This window comes from Alteromonas pelagimontana (assembly GCF_002499975.2).
GTDB lineage: Bacteria > Pseudomonadota > Gammaproteobacteria > Enterobacterales > Alteromonadaceae > Alteromonas > Alteromonas pelagimontana.
On sequence record NZ_CP052766.1, the window covers coordinates 207,781 to 226,474 of the forward strand.

The following is an 18,694-nucleotide window of genomic DNA, read 5'->3' on the forward strand; positions in this document are numbered from 1 at the left end:
ACCTACGAAGGCCAACTGAAAGAGAGATTATTTTAAAAGATGAAACTAGCAATTGGCGGAGCGGACGGGACTCGAACCCGCGACCCCCGGCGTGACAGGCCGGTATTCTAACCAACTGAACTACCGCTCCGAAAAATGGGGAATTGCTAGACTAAATGGCGGAGCGGACGGGACTCGAACCCGCGACCCCCGGCGTGACAGGCCGGTATTCTAACCAACTGAACTACCGCTCCAAAACCTTCTAGTCGCGTATTGAAATTGGCGGAGCGGACGGGACTCGAACCCGCGACCCCCGGCGTGACAGGCCGGTATTCTAACCAACTGAACTACCGCTCCACAATTTTCAATACTTTCAGCGAGTTAAAAACAATTCTTAAATTGCCCTGCCCTCACTGCGGCGCAGATAATACGGTCTCATAATATGAGAGTCAATGGTTTTTTTCCATAAACTCACCAGAACCAGTTTGTTTGCGTGAATAATCACCACTATGCTGCATTATCGCTCAGCCTACGCCGCAGGACGAGAAAACCTTACTCATTTTTCTTCTGGTGGCGCTGTCTTTTTTCGGGAAAACAAACTGGTAAACCTCGCAATCAACCGTTTATTGCTTTCACCTTTCTCGGTCAAAGTAACTGACGGAGAATCAGCCTGCGGCGGTTGAGCGACCTTTTTCCGCTTCCACAACACAATAGCGATACCAATACCGCCTACAAGTAAGATACTACCATTTACTGCCGCTAATAAAATAATCAGCGTTTGGGTACTCATTGCTCCATCAACGGATGAAGTTTCTTCTGGCTTTACTGTCGCGGCAACATCGGTACTTGTAGAGGTAGACGCTGGTGCCTGGGTGTTTGCTGGTGATGTCACTTCTTCTTTCTGTTCAATAGCAGGCGGTGTGGCCGATTTACCTAAAAAAGTATATTCAGGCACATCGAGAATAAAATCCCGCCCGTCTGTCGTTGTCCCGTAGGCAGTAAGTTTTACGCGAAACATACCTTCCTCAAGAGCCACCATTTTATGCTCTCTGGGTTCATCGCCAGGCTCAGTAAGAGAAAAATTATCCACGTCTCCATTGGGATATCGCACTTTTCCGTCAACTAATAATGAATTAATGTCTACCAGATCACGTTCCACATCTATATACAGCGTATGATACCCTTCTACGCCGTCATCCATGGTTACGCTTAATAGAACAGGATTTGGATAAAGCCGCAGCAAGGGATCTACCTGCTCGCGAGTAAACATTGGCGTCGTAACGCGAAAAATCGGCTTCCATTCGCCGGCAGTCACAGCCAAATTAAACTGCCCGGTAAAAGTTCCATCCATAGGCACTTCATCCATGCCGCGCCCATTGTCTTCAAAAGTAGCAATTAAGGCGTCTCCTGCCCCAAAATTATCAAAATCTGGATTATTAGTGCTGACAAACTCAATAGACAAATCTACAACATCGCGGAACTGCTCGTATTCAATTGGCTTATCGCCGTTCGTCAAATAAGCGGTTTGTTTAAGAATTTCGCCTGAAAATAACGTCTTGGGTAAGGGTTCAGCATGAAGCTGAACATCAGAAAGCACCATCGCCCGGCTGCCTGGCAACACTTGCCCCACCGCCTGCCACGGACCGGGTACCGGATTTTTTATGCGGATCATGTCGTAAGTGGCATCGTCATACCACTGGACATTCTCGCCATCTACCTGGCTTTGAAATATTTTAGAACCATCCGGACGAACAAGAACAACAGGAGCGGAACCGTATTTGCGGAAGAATATTAACGTCAGTTCGTCAACATTATGATCGACACGAAAACGATTTTGCAGCAACTTAATAGAATTGTGATAGCTGTCCCCTAGCTCCTTAATCGGCGAGGAAGGAACTTGTGCAGATTCACTACTTGTTGAGGTAGGGGTTGCGCTACCCTGCGCAATGGCATTATGCACTGACAGCCATAATCCAAGTGCAATCACCCCAAAAAATAACTGCCGAAACGGCAATCCAGCTACACTTCGCTCTGAAATTCTCGCCACAGACATTGACCACCACTTTTTTGCACGATATCAAGACGCGCTTCATGTTGTTTCAATTCATCGGCGCTAGCGTGAATAACCTTTAATTTATTTCCACCGCGCTGAACCCGCCGTATAACATCGCCGCCGCCTTCATTATCATTTGCGCTCTTGCCAGCGAGATTTAACATAGTCTGGCCACCGGTCATCATCAGATAAACATCAGCCAGAATTTCAGCATCCAGCAATGCGCCGTGAAGTTCGCGGTGACTATTATCTACGCCAAAACGCTTACACAACGCATCCAAGTTATTTTTCTGTCCCGGAAACATCTGCCTGGCCATGACGAGACTGTCCCGCACGGTACAGATATCCTTGGTTTTTACCTTCGCGGTGGCAGGCTCCAACGCGAACTCATGATCCATAAAGCCCACATCAAAGGGAGCATTATGAATTACAAGCTGCGCGCCTTTAATAAAATTAACGAAATCCAAGGCCACATCTTTAAATTTTGGCTTGTCGACCAAAAACTCGTTAGTGATCCCGTGGATTTCAATGGCTTCTTGTTCAATTTCTCTTTCGGGGTTGATATAAACGTGAAAATGATTACCAGTTAATCGACGGTTTACCACCTCAACGCAACCAATCTCAATAATTCTATGGCCTTCCCGTGGATCAATACCTGTTGTTTCAGTATCCAATACAATTTGACGCATGATTATTAAAAAATTCCTCACCAATTTTTTGGTAGTATACCAAGCCGCCAGGCCCTGACCATGGCAGAATGTAAAAAAGGAGACGTTGTGGCAAAAAAATCGATAACGGTATTTACCGATGGTTCTTGTTTAGGCAATCCCGGGCCGGGAGGCTACGGTGCTATTTTAATTTACAACAATCATCGTAAGGAGCTTAAGGGCGGCTTTACGCTGACGACCAACAATCGCATGGAATTACTGGCACCTATCGAAGCGCTGAACAGCCTCACTGAAAGCTGCACTGTGGATATCACCACCGACAGTCAGTATGTAAAAAACGGTATTAACCAGTGGATCCATAACTGGCGCAAAAATGGCTGGCGTACATCAGACAGAAAACCGGTGAAAAATGCGGATTTATGGAAGCGTCTAGATGAGGCAGTGAAAAACCACAGTGTTACCTGGCACTGGGTCAAAGGGCATTCTGGTCATCCCGAAAATGATCGTTGTGACGAATTGGCTCGGGAAGCGGCTAATAGTCCCACGCAGCAAGACAGCGGCTTCAATCCTTAGTTGGGCAAAGCCGCTTCTTCAACGCCCTATGGGTAGAAAAAGCTTGTTTGTAGCCTGACTGGCAGGAACATCAGGATAGAACGTCAAGCGCTCCAGAAAAGGTGGATGACAGGCAAAATCAAGTTGCTTAGCATGTTCCGCGATTCCCTCAGTCATTTTTTGTTGAACCATACTATCTTCGCCGGTGACAACCAGTACCAAACAGGTTAGCGCCGGAATTCGACTTAACGTTACTCCCTCTGCATTGCTGGCAACGGATTTAACACCGCTGGCGGCAATGCCAAAGCGCACTTCAGTCTCTGCTGTTGTTGTTGGGTCATCAAAGAAAATATTGAAAGTTCGGCTACGCCCCGGCGGCAGACTCTCTCGTTTTCGCCACTTAATAAATTGACTGATGCTGTGAGAAAGTGGAGGATGAACTCCTTGATGGGTCAGCAAAGCAACCTTGGTTTCAGCAAACCTTTCTTCTTCCCACCCCCCGGACGTTTGCGAAGAGGCTTCTGCCGCGCTAGTGCAAAATGTTCTGATGGCAAGCTCTGTCAGCTCCCACAGAGCAAAATCCGGGGATTGGCGAAATGCTGTTGGTGTTAGGCCGCAGTGTTGGCGAAAGGCTCGACTGAAACTTTCAGTACTTTCAAACCCGGCTTCAATAGCAACATCGATTATTTTCTTGTGAGTTCGGTACGCCAGTTGCCACGCTGCACGTTTCAGCCGAACCTGCTTCATTAACGCCTGAAGCGATACCCCAAACTTTTTTGAAAACTGCCGGTGTAAATAAAACGGCGATACGCCAGCCAGGCTGGCAATGTGATGTAAATCAGGTTTTTCTTCACAGTGCGCCTGCAAGTATTCTGCAACACGCGCTAATCTCTGATCTTGAAATGTCTTTTCCATTTTCCTAACTTGTCAAAAGCTTTCCATTTGCAATCAGTATAAAGAGCGAAAAGACATTTTCCTGACCATTTTTGCGCATTGCTACCATTTCACTACAATTTTTCCCTGAGTCTCATTCTTCTCGATGCGCGTATGTGCCTGCTGAATTTCATCTGCAGGCAGCACGGCATCGATATTTACCTTTAAATGCCCTTCATCAAAACCGGGCAGGCAATCCTTGACAAAAGACTCAATGAGTGCTGACTTGTAGTCATCACTGCGGCTTCTGAGCGTTGAGCCCTGAACACGCGCCCGTTTTCCTAACATTAACGCCATATCCAGTTTATCTGCATAGCGACCGGCCAGCATCGCCAGATACACCACAACGCCGTCGGGACACAGCACCTTCAGATTACGGTTAAGATAATCACCGCCCACAAAGTCCAATACCATATTCACGCCCTCAGGCCATTCCCTTGTCAACACTTTTGCAAAGTCTTCTTCACGATAATTAATGGTTAACGCTGCCCCCATTTCTTGACAAACAGCCAGCTTTTTAGAGCTCGATGCTGTGGTAGCCGTTTCCACTCCAAGGAAACGGCAAAGCTGCAACGCTGCCAAACCCACTCCGCTTGCTCCGGCATGAATTAACGCCCGCTGCCCTTTTTGAATATCGGCTATCTGGCATAAACTCTGATACGCGGTAAGAAACACTTCTGCCATACCAGCAGCATGTTCTGTGGGCATAGAATCGGGTATTTTAATTAAATGGTGCGGGTTAACCACCGCTTCCTGCGCATATCCGCCCCCAGCCACCAAACCGCATACTCTGTCACCCGCCTTCCATTGCGTCACGTTATCGCCGACGACACTGACTTCACCCGCAATTTCCAGCCCCAGAATTTCACTTTCACCTGGAGGAGCCGGATATTTGCCCTGACGCTGCAAGGTGTCTGCTCTATTTACCCCGAACGCTTTCACGTCGACTTTTACTTTGTCTGAGGGAACCGCTAATTCTTCTCGTTGTGCAATCCGCAACCCTTCTGGTCCTTTGCCTGATTGGAAATCGATATAGCGCATATATTCACCTGCTTGTTTTTGAAAAGTGCTTCTTGAGCGTTTCTGTACGCGAGAGTCGCGAAAGTAGATGAATGCCGGTATACTTTGCCCCCCGTATCTCACCAGAAACTGAAATTATGTCCGCTACCGTTACTTTACAACCACAACGGGAAAAATCCTTACTTCGACAACATCCTTGGGTATTCGCCAGCGCTGTAGCCACTGTTGAAGGGCGTTGCCGCAGTGGCGATACCGTAGATGTGTTGAGTAGCACCGGCCAATGGTTGGGGCGCGGCGCGTATTCTCCGGAATCCCAGATTCGGGTACGAATATGGACCTTCAACCAAGCTGAAAACATTGATAACGGGTTTTTTGTTCGTCGTTTGGAACAGGCAATGAGGCTTCGCCGCCGGGTGATTAATTCAGCGACCAATGCCTATCGTCTCATTGCCTCTGAATCCGACGGGTTGCCCGGCGTCACCATAGATATTTACAATGATGTAGCCGTGGTACAGCTTCTCAGTGCAGGTGCCGACCGTCAGCGGGATAAAATTGTCTGGGGATTAAAGAAAGTTCTTCCCGCTATGGCTATTTTCGAACGAAGTGATGTTGATGTGCGCGCAAAAGAGGGCTTGGAGCCGGTAGTACAGGTTCTTCACGGCGATCCTCAAAAAGAAGTCGAAATTCTCGAAAACGATGTAAAAATTCTGGTAAACATTGAGACCGGACACAAGACGGGCTTCTATCTAGATCAACGGGATAATCGTGCGGCGGCGGGCCGACTGGCCAAAGATGCGACGGTGCTAAACTGCTTTAGTTATACCGGCACCTTTGCCTGCTATGCATTGCAAGGTGGCGCGAGTCATGTAACCAATGTGGATGTCTCTCAACCCGCCTTAGATCTCGCGGCGAGACACCTGGCGCTAAATTCTCTGGATCCAGCACGATGTACAATGGTCAACGGCGATGTATTTGAGGTATTACGCCGTTATCATCAAGAACAAAAGCAGTTTGATATGGTCATTCTGGATCCGCCCAAGTTTGTCGACAGCAAAGCCTCGCTTACCCGAGCAGCTAGAGGCTACAAAGATATTAATATGTACGGCATGCACGCGGTGAAACCTGGCGGCTTGCTACTTACTTTTAGCTGTTCTGGACTTATGCCTGCTGACCTGTTTCAGAAAATTGTTGCAGATGCAGCATTAGATGCGGGCCGCACCGTCAAAATTATTGAGCGATTATCACAGTCCACGGATCATCCGGTACTTAGCACTTATCCTGAAGGATATTATTTAAAAGGATTGGTGTGTGAAGTTTCAGAGTGATCTGAACTTGCAACGTTCTGTATAATCACATCGAGTTAGAGACACTTCGTAAGTGAAAATAAACTAGTGAGAACAAATTGCTGAAAGCGGATTTTTAGCCTCGGTAGCCGTTTCAGGAGTATCGCTGAGCCGGCTCCAGAATCTTTCGTGAAAATAAAACACCACGGTGTTAATTGCAGGTTCGACCAGAGCTACTGCGCCTCCCACGACAAAACTACCCGTGAGTAGGTAGGCAACGGTAAAGGCCACAGTGAAATGCATAACAGCGAAAGAAATTGTTTTTTCATTACGAACATCCAAGAAAGACAAATCAGTAATGAGAATTATTATCAATAACTTTGATATAGCCTAACGTTTTATATTGATGAAGCTCATCAATAAAACTCATCAAACTATCGACGGGACCAAATCGCCGTTCTTCATAGACGTGCATCAGTTCATTTCAGAGATTTCCACGCCTATGATACAACTACTGTCCGACTCTGGTTCACACCTTACCACCGTTGCAAGAGCGGAAAGAGACGGGATCTGAGAACTGTTGGAATCGATTGAGACTTTTACCTGAGTTCCCAGTTCAATTGAAGGCTCTTCAACTTCAAGAGACATGCCCGTCGCACTAATGTCTTTACACACTGAATGCAAGGTACGGCTCGATTCCTCATCATTGATTTCTATCTGGCATGGTGAATTTACCATCATCCGGAAAAAGTTGCGCTTATCGTCGTATCCCAACATCTGTTACTTCTCCTACTCATCAATGCATCATCAAGAATCTCAACTCGATACCTTGGTTATAGGGTGCCATGTTGAGCTTGTCAATATGTATTCCCTCTAAACAGACGAAAGGTTCATAACATGAAAAAACTTATTTCAGTGGCTTGTAACTAAGCACTGACAGTCACTGTCGGGGCGTGTCCCGTCAAAAAGCTTCCAGGTGATTCAGAATACGTTTTGCCGATACCGGATACGCGGTCCCAAGTTGTTGAGCAAAAAGCGAAACCCGCAGTTCCTCAATCATCCAGCGGGTATCCAACAGCTCTTGAGGAGCTTTCCCCTCCGGGTACTTTTTCACGGTTTTCTCGTATTCAGCAATAACTTTTTCCAAAGAAAGCTGTTGGAGGCGATCTTTGTTGGGATCGATCGGCAATTTTTCCAAACGTTTTGCCAGCGCTTTAATATAGCGATTCCAATCATCCAGCTTATCGTAACCAATTTCTGATACGAAGCCGGGGTAGACCAGTGACTGTAAATGCTGTTTGATATCACCCAGAGCACTCACCATGGTTAAAGGCACGTTACCCTTCATTTGCTTCTGGCATTGATGAGCCAACGTTAAGCCGCTTTCGACTTGTCTGGCAATATTAAGAACCGTGTCATTTATGTCGGCGCGCACAACATCTACACAACGTTTAAACGTGGCCTCATCCCGAATGTCGGTGTTGTGCTCTCTTTTAAATTTTGCAGCCAGCGCATCAATGCCTGCCAGTATGCAATCATCAACTAAGGGTTTTATTTGGCCAAAAGGATTAAAATATAATCCCAGTTTCGCTTTGTTCGGGAGCTTCGACTGTAAATAGTTTAGCGGCGATGGCATGGCGTTTTTAATCAAAATATTCACGCCGTGACGGTGCAGGCGCGCGGCTTTGTCTGCATCTTCAACCAGTTCAATGTCAACCGTGTTCCCTTTGCTTACCAGCGCCGGGAAAGCCTGAATTTCAAAGCCGCCCATCTTCTGCACGAATGTGTCAGGCAACTGCTCGAAATCCCAGTTTTCAATATTTTTACGTTCCAGTTCCGGCGTGGCCGCTTCTTCAAATGTGCTTTGAACCTGCCCCTGACACTCACGTTTTAATGCGTGTAAATCATCTCCACGGGCAATAGTGTCTTTTTTATCATTGACGACCGCGAAGTGCATGATCAGATGCGTATCCAGTTGCGACAAATTCCACTCTTCGGCGTCTACGGTAACACCAGTCATTTTGCGCAGCTTATTACTCACCGCGTCCAGTAAACTTATTGGTCGATTATTTTTATCGTAAGGAGCAATATCTGCCAACACTGCATCAGCGAAGTTTGGCGCGGGCACAAAATTGCGACGCAGACGCTTAGGAAGGCTTTTGATCAGCGCTACAATACGTTCATGACGCAGGCCCGGCACTTGCCAATCGAACCCGACATCCTCAACCTGGTTGAGTAATGGCAACGGAATATTTACGGTGACACCATCATCAGGCGCATTCGGTAAAAAATGATAGGTTAGCGGCAACGTAATATTGCCTTGCTTCCACTTGTCGGGAAATGCATTTTCTACTGCTGTTGGCTGCTGCCGATACACATCTTCTTCTGTAAACTGCAACGTTGCCGGATCAGATTGTCGCTTAAACCACTTTCTAAATGCCGCCTCGCTATTAACATCAACGGGAATTTTTTCAGCATAAAAATCAACCAGCGTCTGCTCTTCCACCACTAAATCTCGCCGGCGCGTTTTCTTTTCCAAATCATCCGCTTGCTCCAGCAATGCCTGATTGTTCAACAGAAAATCAAATTGCATTCGCGTATCGCCATTGACCAGGGCTTCACGGATAAATAAATCGTGGCAGGTCGCTGGATCAATTTTGCTATATGTCACCGCCCGCTTTGCCACAATAGGAAGACCGAACAGCGTGACCTTTTCAAAGGCCACCACAGCGCCGCGCTTCTTCGACCAGTGAGGTTCAGAGTAGCTGGACTGGCTGACATGTTTTGCCAGCGCTTCTACCCATACAGGATCAATCTTCGCATTCATACGAGCAAACAATTTGGAGGTTTCCACCAACTCAGCCGACATCACCCACTTCGGCTGCTTTTTTGCCAATCCAGAGCCGGGAAAGATCATAAAGCGAGAATTTCTGGCACCAAGGTACTCCCGATCCTTGTCTTTAAAACCGATATGAGAAAGTAAGCCAGAGCAGATTGCCTGATGAACAGCCTGATAATCCGCTTCCTGCTTGCTGACTCCCATCCCAAGTTCTGCCACTGATTTACGCAGCTGACTGACGATATCCTGCCATTCTCGCATTCGAAGATAGTTAACGAACTGCGATTTGCACCATTTACGCAACTGGTTATTGGTAAGTGCAGCCTGTTGCTCCCTAAACCCTTTCCATAAATTCAACAGACTTATGAAGTCCGACTCGTTGTCTTTAAACTCGTTGTGTTTTTCATCCGCTTGCTGACGCTTATCCTGCGGGCGTTCTCTAGGGTCCTGAATAGACAAACCTGCTGCTATTACCATCACTTCCATTAACGCATTGGTAGAGTCTGCCTCAACCACCATGCGGGCATACCGGGGATCGATAGGTAGTTTGGCAATTTGACGGCCCATCTGCGTTAACCAGGGTTGACCGTTTTTTCGCTCGATAGCCTGAATTTCTTCAAGCAAACGAAAACCGTCATTAATATTGCGGCTATCAGGTGGCTGTACAAAAGGAAAAGCACCGATATCACCCAGGCCCAACGCCAACATTTGAAGAATGACCGAGGCCAGATTGGTACGCACAATTTCCGGGTCAGTGAATTCAGGACGGCCTAAATAGTCATCTTCACTATAAAGCCGAATGCAGATCCCTTCAGAAACCCGGCCGCAGCGCCCTGCCCGTTGATTGGCCGATGCCTGGGAAATCGCTTCTATAGGTAAGCGTTGAACTTTGCTGCGCGCACTGTAGCGGGAAATACGAGCCGTCCCGGGATCAATTACATATTTAATGCCCGGCACCGTCAGTGATGTTTCCGCTACGTTAGTGGCCAGGACAATACGCTGCCCGGAATGGGACTGAAAAATACGATTTTGCTCAGCGGCAGAAAGCCGCGCGTAAAGCGGAACAATTTCGGTGTGACGGTACTTTTGCTTTTCCAGCGCATCCTGAGTATCGCGAATTTCTCTTTCGCCGCTTAAAAATATCAGAATATCACCGGGCGCTTCCCTTTTTAATTCATCCACAGCCGCCACAATGGCGTCGGTCTGGTCAGTATCGTCTGAAGATTCTTCTGGACCGCGGTACCGTACCTCCACCGGAAAGGTTCTGCCACTTACCTCAACTATTGGCGCATTATTGAAATGTGCAGAAAAACGCTCAGGGTCAATAGTGGCCGACGTAATGATAAGCTTGAGTTCCGGCCGTTTGTGCAGTAACTGCTTGAGATAGCCCAAAAGAAAGTCGATATTTAAACTACGTTCATGCGCTTCATCAATAATGATGGTGTCGTATTGATTCAAAAAGCGGTCCTGTTGCATTTCCGCCAGCAACATCCCATCAGTCATCAGTTTAACGTAAGTGTTTTCACTAACCTGATCAGAAAAGCGAATTTTGAAACCGACTTTATCCCCTAGTGGCGTTTTTAATTCTTCAGCAATACGATTAGCAACGCTTCGCGCTGCCAATCGACGGGGTTGCGTATGAGCAATAAGGCCACTGACACCCCGCCCTAATTCCAGACAAATTTTAGGTAACTGGGTCGTTTTACCCGACCCCGTTTCCCCAGCCACAATGACAACCTGATGATTGGCGATAGCAGCTTTAATATCTTCCTTTTTCTCACTTACCGGTAGCGGCGGATATTCAACCGCAGGCAAGTTTTGCAGCCTTAATGCGCATCGATTGGCCGAAGTCTCAATATCGGCGGTAACGGCAGCGATCTTCTTTTGTACATGCTTATCGTTTTTCTTAATATCGTTGCTGACGTTCTGAAGCCGTCGCTTTAGGCGAAATCTGTCCGCCAGCATGCAGGTTTCCAAGCTAGCGAAAAGCGATGTAAGAGAGGATGTTGAGGAAGCGGGTTGCTGCAAAATACTGTCCTTTTACTTTCAGAGGCGGCCTGCGACAGTAGACCAAAAAGATATATCCGCGAAAGCGAAATAATCAGAATTAGGGAAAATACTCCCTACGGGTTAAGCCGCGCCGCTCAATAACTCAATTGATTTAAAATCATATTGTGTATTTAAACGGCATGTCTCATCCCGAATTGGGTTAAATAAGGTCTTCTGGCGTCATCTCAAGTCTGTCGACCCCAATATTTTCCCATATTATCAGCGGATAATCTGCACTATTACAGCGTTGTTTAGCGACGTTTTGTGGTTAGCGGTAGAAGGAGTGTAGTAACCGCAGTGAAGGCTTGGGAAAAGCAGTAAATATTAGCTGTGGCGGAAGCCTGCAAGGAATTCATAATTTTAAGTCTTTTCCCGGTTGGTCAAGGATTCCTCAACTCGCTGGGTGTAAATCCGGTCCATCGTTTTACTGCACGGCGAAAGTTTGTGAGGTCCGAAATGGCCATTTTCAGCGCGCTTTGTTCGTTACTTAGCTTTTGTACCGACAGCAAATAAATGGCTTGCTCACGCTTGCTGGCGTCCACCAGTTGGCGAAAAGTTACTTCATATTCACGCAGTCGCCGCTTCACCGTTGCTGGACTCAGTGAAAGCCTGCGGGCGACATCATCTAAACTTATAGCAGGATATTTTTTGACTAAAAAGCGGACACTGTCTGGCAGAGTCATTCCCCCTGAGCGCTGTTCCCGATACTTCGCGAGTAACGTTCGGCGCATGTGAGGTTGCACCGATTTAAACGGGCTATAAGCAGCAACTTTATCCAGTCGCACTACCAGCATAGGTTGGTCAAAACTCAATCGATAGCCTAAATGCGTTTCGAATTCCTGAATGTAACGCGGTCGGGAGAAGGGAAAATCAAAGTGAAAAGGCAGTCGCTGTCCGTGCCAATGTTTGCTCATGGCCACCAGTGCGGCGCAGAACATTTCCACTGCAAAGCGCCAATGCTTTGAGGCGCCCATACTGTCTTGCAGCACAAAATAATACTGCGTAGCGCTTTCATATCGTGTTGCTGAGATAAACGGGCTTAGGGACCAGCGATAAATACCTGCCAATCGCAGCACATCCATAAGATGCCTGCATGTGCTGATACCCACAAAAAGCCCTTGGTAATGGCTACTGGCAAGACTGCTTCCGGCCTGGAAGGCGCAATCGTGGCCGGTTGTCATGTTCTGTGCATTTATCATTAACCGGGACAGTTGGGTGGGGCTTATTCCTGCATGTTCTGAAATATCTTCTAAAAACAGTCCCGTTCCCCGCAGCAGCTTTTCCAAATGTGCACCGCGGGCGCGCGCAACATCAATAATCGCTTTAACAATAGGCGTAGCCGGAACGACCTTATCAGTGGCGTTAATAATCGTCGGCGAAGCTATCGCTTTACGCAACATCCCGCTGCGCTTCATCAAGTTGACGATTCAACCGTTGTAGTAATGAATCCAGACAGGTGTCTGCGGATAACAGTGCAGTTACGCTGCGAGCGCTTTGAAAGATTGCCGTGGTCTGCCTGCCGGTACGAAATGCAATGTGATGAATAGACAGCCGAAGCTGAAAGCACAGCTCGTTGGCCTCCGGTAAGGATATTTGCGGAAGCAACAGAACAAAGCGATCGCCTGCATAACGACACACTAAATCAACCGCTCGAACGTGCATAATTAAAAGCTGGGCGATCTCCCGCAGGAACCTGTCACCTTCATGATGGCCGTAGCGCTGATTAAACTGCGAGAAGTGGTTGATATCGACAACCGCGACGAACGCATCAATACCGGATACCTGGCAGCTTTTGGCTTGCTCGCGCCAGTATTCGGCGCGATAAAGCTGAGTAATGGGATCGATAAGATCGTGCTGACGAACCGACATTTCCCGCCGCTGCAACTGACGACCCAACGCAAGTTGCTCCTGATGCCACAGATACAGCGCGACCGACATTACCACCATACCGAACGCCGCAGGAATGGATTCGACCATGCCTAACCAGTCTGCGGAAATTGGATATTGATAAAACTCATCCAGTAAATCCAGTGTCGCGGAAAACAAAAAGCAGTTAAGGCCAATCAACATCAACGTGGTCACCCTGCCCGGCGGCCGACTGGCGAGTAAGGCTGTAATCCAAAGTAAAGAAAATACCGCCACGCTTCCCTCGCCCGTCACGTCGAGCCAGGAAATAATAGCTGTGGGTTTTGCCTCGCCCTGAAGCAAGCTCAGCCCCACTGCAACAGCGAGTGAACCAAGGCTAAGCCATATAAGTCTTGATACGCGGTAAGCTAAAAACATAATTCTACTTTTATGACCATCTATAACGCAGAGCCCATTAATTTTGACAGGGTCATTTTGGCTCAGGATTATGACAGAAACGTGATCCTCTTTATGTAAATGTAGAAAACCGTAACAAAAACTTCTTTGGATTCAAGGTACTGTTGAAGGGTTAAATTAGCTCAGCATTCTTCAATGGCGAGACAAACCTTTAATAAACAACGCTTTATGACTATCAATGTCATTTTTTAGTCACCGTATTGTCACAAAAGCGCTTTAGCTTCGGCCCCAGCTATTTCTCATCGCACAAACTTCAACTAGGAATGCCAATGAAATACCGATTAACGCCGCTGGCGAAAGCCACCTTACTCGCCTGTAGTCTTACGTTAGTTACACCTGTATCAGCAGCCGATAACGGTATGATTGTCGGCCAACTGTCCAATGCAGATAACAGCCGGGTTTTTGCGGGCGCACGAGTTACAATCAAAGAACTGAACCTGTCCACAGAATCCCGTCGGGATGGCTCATTTCATTTTGCCGCCCTGCCGGCTGGTAACTATACGCTGCAAGCCAGTTATCTCGGCGCCCAACCATTCACGCAGGTTGTAACGGTTGAAGAGGGAGAAATTAACACCCTTACGATTACCTTAAGTAGTGGCAACAACGCCATTGCCGATATATTGGTGCGGGGGCAACGCAGTGGGCAGGCTAGCGCCATCAATCAGCAGCGGGTAGCTGATAACATTTCTTCGGTGGTGTCTGCCGATGCCATCGGCCAGTTTCCCGATCAAAATGCAGCGGAATCGTTACAGCGACTTCCTGGTCTCTCTATCGAACGGGATCAGGGCGAAGGCCGCTTTGTGGGAATTCGCGGCATTGATCCTAACCTTAACAACGTCACCATAAACGGCCTTAACATTCCTTCACCGGAGTCCGGCGTTCGCTCAGTCGCCTTGGACGTAATTCCTTCCGAGCTTATCCAGACCCTGGAAGTTTCAAAGTCGGTTACATCGGATATGGATGCCGATGCTATTGGGGGAACCATCGCGGTAAAAAGTGTCAGCGCCTTTGATCACAAAGAAGACACAGCCAGTCTTACCATTCAAGGCAGCCAAAATACGCTTCGCGATAAAACCAGCCCAAAGTTATCTGGCAGTATGACGCATAAATTCAGCCAGCAGGTAGGTATTGCGGCGGCGCTCTCCTGGTTTGATCGCGAGTTTGGTTCCGATAATATTGAGAGTAATGGCGATGATGAGCTGGAGCAAAGGTTTTATACAATTAATCGCGAACGGCTTGGCGGTGCAGTAAACCTGGATTATCGTCCAGATTTCAACAACCAATATTTTATTCGCACCCTTTACAGTGAATTTTCTGATGATGAATACCGCCAAGGGAACATCTTTACCTTCGATGAAGAAGATTCGGAAATTGCTCGTGAAAGCAAAGATCGATACGAAACCCAGTCTATTTTTACTGTCACTGCGGGGGGCGAACATCAGTTAGATGTTTGGGATCTGGCCTGGCAGCTGGGGTACGCAAAATCTGACGAGGATGAACCCGATGCCCTGTATTACACGTTCATCACCGAGAATGCGAGCATTGACGCTGATCTGGCGACTTCCATCCCGCAGGTTGTGCAAAACAACGATGCCATGGATCTGTCTACGTACGATTTAGACGAAATCAGCTTTGAAGATAATTACACTAAAGACGTTGAAACCAGCGTTAAGATTGATATTAAACGTGCCGTAGACTACGGCCGTTACAAAGGTGAGATTAAGTTTGGAACCAAGTACCGCAGCCGTGAGAAAGACCGGAATAGCCAAATTTTTATTTATGACGGCGATGTTGCGGGAATCGATTCAGCCACCTTTGGCACCAGCGCACCTGACTGGGGCCTGGGCGAGTTCGGGCCCGGTCTGAACCGCCAATTGTTACGCGAAAACTTCAACGAAAGCCGCAGTGAGCTTGAACTGGTTGCATTGGATTCAGAACTGGAATCTAAAGGTGCTTCTTACGTTAATGAAGAAGACATTTTTGCCGCCTATGCGATGACCAGCGTCGACATCGGTAAATTACACATTGTGGCAGGCTTACGGTACGAAATAACGGATTTTAGTACCCGTGGAATGCGTGTAGAACTGGTGGCAGACGAGCAAGCTGATATAGAACAAGTTGTGAACACGCCATGGGAAAGCGCGCGGGATTACGATTATCTGTTACCGAGTGTGAATCTGCGCTATTCAATTAGCGAAGACGTTATTATTCGCGCCGCCTTTACACAAACCCTTTCCCGCCCCAGCTTCGAAGATGTTGCGGCCTACCAGATTATTGAAACCACCACGCAGGAAGAAGAAGGCGGATTTGTTACCGAGCGGGAAGCGACTGTGGGTAACCCGCTGCTTAATCCCTACGAAGCGGATAATTTCGACCTTTCGGTGGAATATTATCCTGGGGATATCGGAGTGCTTTCAGCAGGACTGTTCTACAAAAAAATCGATAATTTCATTGTTTATGCTGACGTTGCCGGTAGTGAAGAATGGGTGGGCTACGATGAGGTTGTTCAGGCCATTAATGGTAGCTCAGCAGACTTAAGCGGCATCGAGCTTTCCTGGGTCAAAGCCTTCAACAACGGTTTTTTAGTTTCGGCTAACAGTACGTTTTCAACGTCTGATGCCACCACCCTGTTTGACGGTGAAGAGATAGACATGAGTTTGCCGAATCAATCGGATCGCGTTGGCAACCTCACCGTGGGATATGAAGCTAACGATTGGAGTCTGCGCCTGACCATGTCATATAAAAGCGAAAATCTGGAAGAGCTGGATGGTGACATGATCCGCATCGAAGACGACCACCAGCAAGTTGATTTTATGGCGAAATACTTTATCAACGAGGATATGCAGATTTACTTTAACGCCATTAACTTAAACGACGAGCCATTTTACCATTACTTCGACCAGCGCGATCGCAACGCGCAGTATGAAGAATATGGCAGAACGTTTCAGTTAGGTTTTACCTGGCAAATCCGCTAATCGCTTTAATTCCCGAACGCTTTGGCCAATTTAGATTAACCGACTGCGGTACCTATCCGTACCGCAGCAAAGGATGATACGTGAAGAAAATATCCGCCCTATCTCTACTAGCGCTACTTACCAGCTCAGAACTCGCTGGCTGTCAGCAAACCGTTGACAGTACTGCTGAGGAAACTGCATTAACGCTCCAGTCCATACCCGTTTCCGGTAAAGGGTTGCGGCCGATAACACACGAAGGTAGTCGCTACTTTCTGATCACCAGCGAGCAGCGCGGCTTAATCATACTGGATGATCAGCATAACCCCGTTGCTTCTCTCGCTGGACATTATTCTCAAAGCGATATGCGTGTGCTAAACGACGACACGATGCTAATTGTTGCGTTAGATAACAACAGCAACGAAACCCGGTTAATTCGTTATCAGTGGCAAAACAAGCAGTTTACGTCTCTACTCGCGTTGCCGGCTGACGAATCAGATATTGAAGCGGTTTGTCTGCAGCAATCGCAAGACAATTTAGGTATGTTTACCGCAGATACGCGAGGAATGATTACCCATTACGCTTTTACCCAAATTGGGCAGCCAGCACTGCACAATTTGAGAATTTTCTATTCCGGCCCTGGCATTAAAGCCTGCAGCGTAGCCGATAACACAAACACGCTTTATCTCGCTGACGAACACGCGGGAGTGTGGTTATATGACACGACACCAGAAGCAGGGGATGGCCGCCAGTTAGTTGCGCTGCCAGATGGCATGGGCGCCGAAGGAGTATCTGCACGACCTGACGGCACGGCATTGATTACCTCTCCCGATATGTCCGGCTATTGGCTATATCACAATGGCAACCTCTCATCTGAGACTCTATCGCCAGACGTAAAACCGGAAAGTATTCACGTTTCCCTGGAGGGAAATCAGTTTATTGCTGGGTTATATGACGATAACTCTGACCGCTTGTACTATTTTGCTGCTCCCGCCTACGCAGCCCAAGCAGCCCCAACTGCTGTAGCACCTGACCTTAGTCTTACTGCTGATATCGAAACCATGCCAGTAGCGCGTTTTGGTGATGCTGCAGACGACCCTGCAATTTGGGTTAACACACAAAACAGCGCTGCCAGCTTAATTATGGGGACAGACAAAAAAAGCGGTTTAAATATTTACAACCTCGACGGCACCTTACGTCAGCATCTTCCCGTGGGACGAGTTAATAACGTGGATTTACGCTACAACTGGAATTGGCTGGGAGAAACCGTGGATATCGCCGCTGCAAGTAATCGCTCAACTAACAATATAGATGTGTTTGCAGTAAATCGAGATTCACTCAACGTGCGCAAAATTGGAGCCATTCCCACAGATCTGGCAGATGTCTACGGTTTGTGTATGGCTCGTCTTGGTAATGATATCGATATTTTTGTCAATGGCACTGACGGACGCTTCGAACGTTATCGTCTTCAAGCAGATGGCGATGCAGTGCGAGGAAAACGCGTGGAACAATTTGCCATTGCCAGTCAACCTGAAGGATGTGTAGCGGATGACAATACCGCAACGCTTTACTTTGGTGAGGAAGAAAAAGGGGTATGGTTGAGAGATATCAGTAAGTTAGCCAGCGCAAATACTATGATTGCCAGCGTTAACGAAAAAGTACACGCTGATATTGAAGGTATGGCGCTATTTACCGTTGATGATAAGCAGTACCTGATTGTATCGAGCCAGGGAAACAACCGTTATGCTGTATATGAAACTACTGCTCCGTACCCGCTGCTAGGTACCTTTAACATTGTTGCTGATCTTAAGGGGAGAATTGATGGCGTTTCAGAAACAGATGGTTTAGATGCCTCGCATTTGCCACTTGGGGATCGCTTTCCTGATGGTCTTTTGGTGGTGCAGGATGGCCATAATATTATGCCAACGGATAAGCAGAACTTTAAACTGGTTGATGGAAAAAAACTCGCTTCTGCTATTCGCCAGTTACGGTAAGTTTTATACTAATTCACCTTAATATGATCACGCATCAAGGTGTGATTAATA

General features: G+C 47.4%; 13 protein-coding genes and 3 tRNA genes. 4 read left to right on the forward strand and 12 right to left on the reverse strand.

All coding sequences use genetic code 11. The features are described from left to right. Positions 1-53: 53 nt before the first annotated feature. The 5 genes from CA267_RS00965 to dnaQ form a co-directional block, all read right to left on the reverse strand. A tRNA-Asp gene (locus CA267_RS00965) sits at positions 54-130 on the reverse strand. 26 nt (positions 131-156) lie between these two features. Then, positions 157-233, reverse strand: a tRNA-Asp gene (locus CA267_RS00970). 26 nt (positions 234-259) lie between these two features. After that, positions 260-336, reverse strand: a tRNA-Asp gene (locus tag CA267_RS00975). Positions 337-535: 199 nt separating this feature from the next. Next, positions 536-2,032, reverse strand: a complete 1,497-nt coding sequence (locus CA267_RS00980; protein ID WP_075609203.1) for a TIGR03503 family protein — start codon at positions 2,030-2,032, stop codon at positions 536-538. Further along, complete coding sequence (gene dnaQ, locus CA267_RS00985) at positions 1,999-2,721, reverse strand: DNA polymerase III subunit epsilon (RefSeq protein ID WP_075609202.1); 723 nt, start codon at positions 2,719-2,721, stop codon at positions 1,999-2,001. Before dnaQ ends, CA267_RS00980 begins: the two co-directional genes overlap by 34 nt. Positions 2,722-2,781: 60 nt before the next feature. On the opposite strand from dnaQ, the gene rnhA reads away from it, so the two are divergent. Then, the gene (gene rnhA / locus CA267_RS00990; RefSeq protein WP_075609201.1) at positions 2,782-3,273 is read left to right on the forward strand and encodes a ribonuclease HI; all 492 of its coding nucleotides are present in this window, start codon (positions 2,782-2,784) and stop codon (positions 3,271-3,273) included. A gap of 18 nt (positions 3,274-3,291) precedes the next feature. Here the strand turns inward: rnhA and CA267_RS00995 are convergent, their stop codons facing one another. Beyond that, the gene (locus tag CA267_RS00995; protein WP_075609200.1) at positions 3,292-4,167 is read right to left on the reverse strand and encodes an AraC family transcriptional regulator; all 876 of its coding nucleotides are present in this window, start codon (positions 4,165-4,167) and stop codon (positions 3,292-3,294) included. Positions 4,168-4,248: 81 nt separating this feature from the next. Then, positions 4,249-5,226, reverse strand: a complete 978-nt coding sequence (locus CA267_RS01000) for an NAD(P)H-quinone oxidoreductase (protein WP_075609199.1) — start codon at positions 5,224-5,226, stop codon at positions 4,249-4,251. 116 nt (positions 5,227-5,342) lie between these two features. On the opposite strand from CA267_RS01000, the gene CA267_RS01005 reads away from it, so the two are divergent. Next, a complete protein-coding gene (locus tag CA267_RS01005) occupies positions 5,343-6,530 on the forward strand; it encodes a class I SAM-dependent rRNA methyltransferase (protein ID WP_075610046.1) in 1,188 nt (395 codons plus the stop codon). Positions 6,531-6,593: 63 nt separating this feature from the next. Here CA267_RS01005 and CA267_RS01010 read toward each other — a convergent pair whose 3' ends face one another. From CA267_RS01010 to CA267_RS01030, 5 genes are all read right to left on the reverse strand, one after another. Next, on the reverse strand, positions 6,594-6,830 hold the full coding sequence (locus tag CA267_RS01010) for a DUF2061 domain-containing protein (protein WP_408609427.1): 237 nt from the start codon (positions 6,828-6,830) through the stop codon (positions 6,594-6,596). Positions 6,831-6,962: 132 nt separating this feature from the next. Then, entirely contained in the window at positions 6,963-7,265 is a 303-nt protein-coding gene (locus CA267_RS01015) for a PilZ domain-containing protein (protein WP_075609198.1), read from the reverse strand. Between the two features lie 184 nt (positions 7,266-7,449). Next, positions 7,450-11,355 (reverse strand): ATP-dependent RNA helicase HrpA, encoded by a 3,906-nt coding sequence (gene hrpA, locus CA267_RS01020; protein WP_321174016.1) that lies wholly within the window; start codon positions 11,353-11,355, stop codon positions 7,450-7,452. A gap of 401 nt (positions 11,356-11,756) precedes the next feature. Then, positions 11,757-12,791, reverse strand: a complete 1,035-nt coding sequence (locus CA267_RS01025; RefSeq protein WP_083638423.1) for a helix-turn-helix domain-containing protein — start codon at positions 12,789-12,791, stop codon at positions 11,757-11,759. Next, a complete protein-coding gene (locus CA267_RS01030) occupies positions 12,766-13,659 on the reverse strand; it encodes a GGDEF domain-containing protein (RefSeq protein ID WP_083638421.1) in 894 nt (297 codons plus the stop codon). Before CA267_RS01030 ends, CA267_RS01025 begins: the two co-directional genes overlap by 26 nt. Positions 13,660-13,961: 302 nt before the next feature. Between CA267_RS01030 and CA267_RS01035 the strand changes: the two genes are divergently transcribed. Both CA267_RS01035 and CA267_RS01040 read left to right on the forward strand, forming a co-directional pair. Then, positions 13,962-16,673 (forward strand): TonB-dependent receptor, encoded by a 2,712-nt coding sequence (locus CA267_RS01035; protein WP_170668996.1) that lies wholly within the window; start codon positions 13,962-13,964, stop codon positions 16,671-16,673. 80 nt (positions 16,674-16,753) lie between these two features. Further along, positions 16,754-18,643 carry a phytase gene (locus tag CA267_RS01040; RefSeq protein WP_083638419.1) on the forward strand — a complete coding sequence of 630 codons (1,890 nt, stop codon included), beginning with the start codon at positions 16,754-16,756 and terminating at the stop codon, positions 18,641-18,643. The last annotated feature ends 51 nt before the right edge of the window (positions 18,644-18,694 follow it).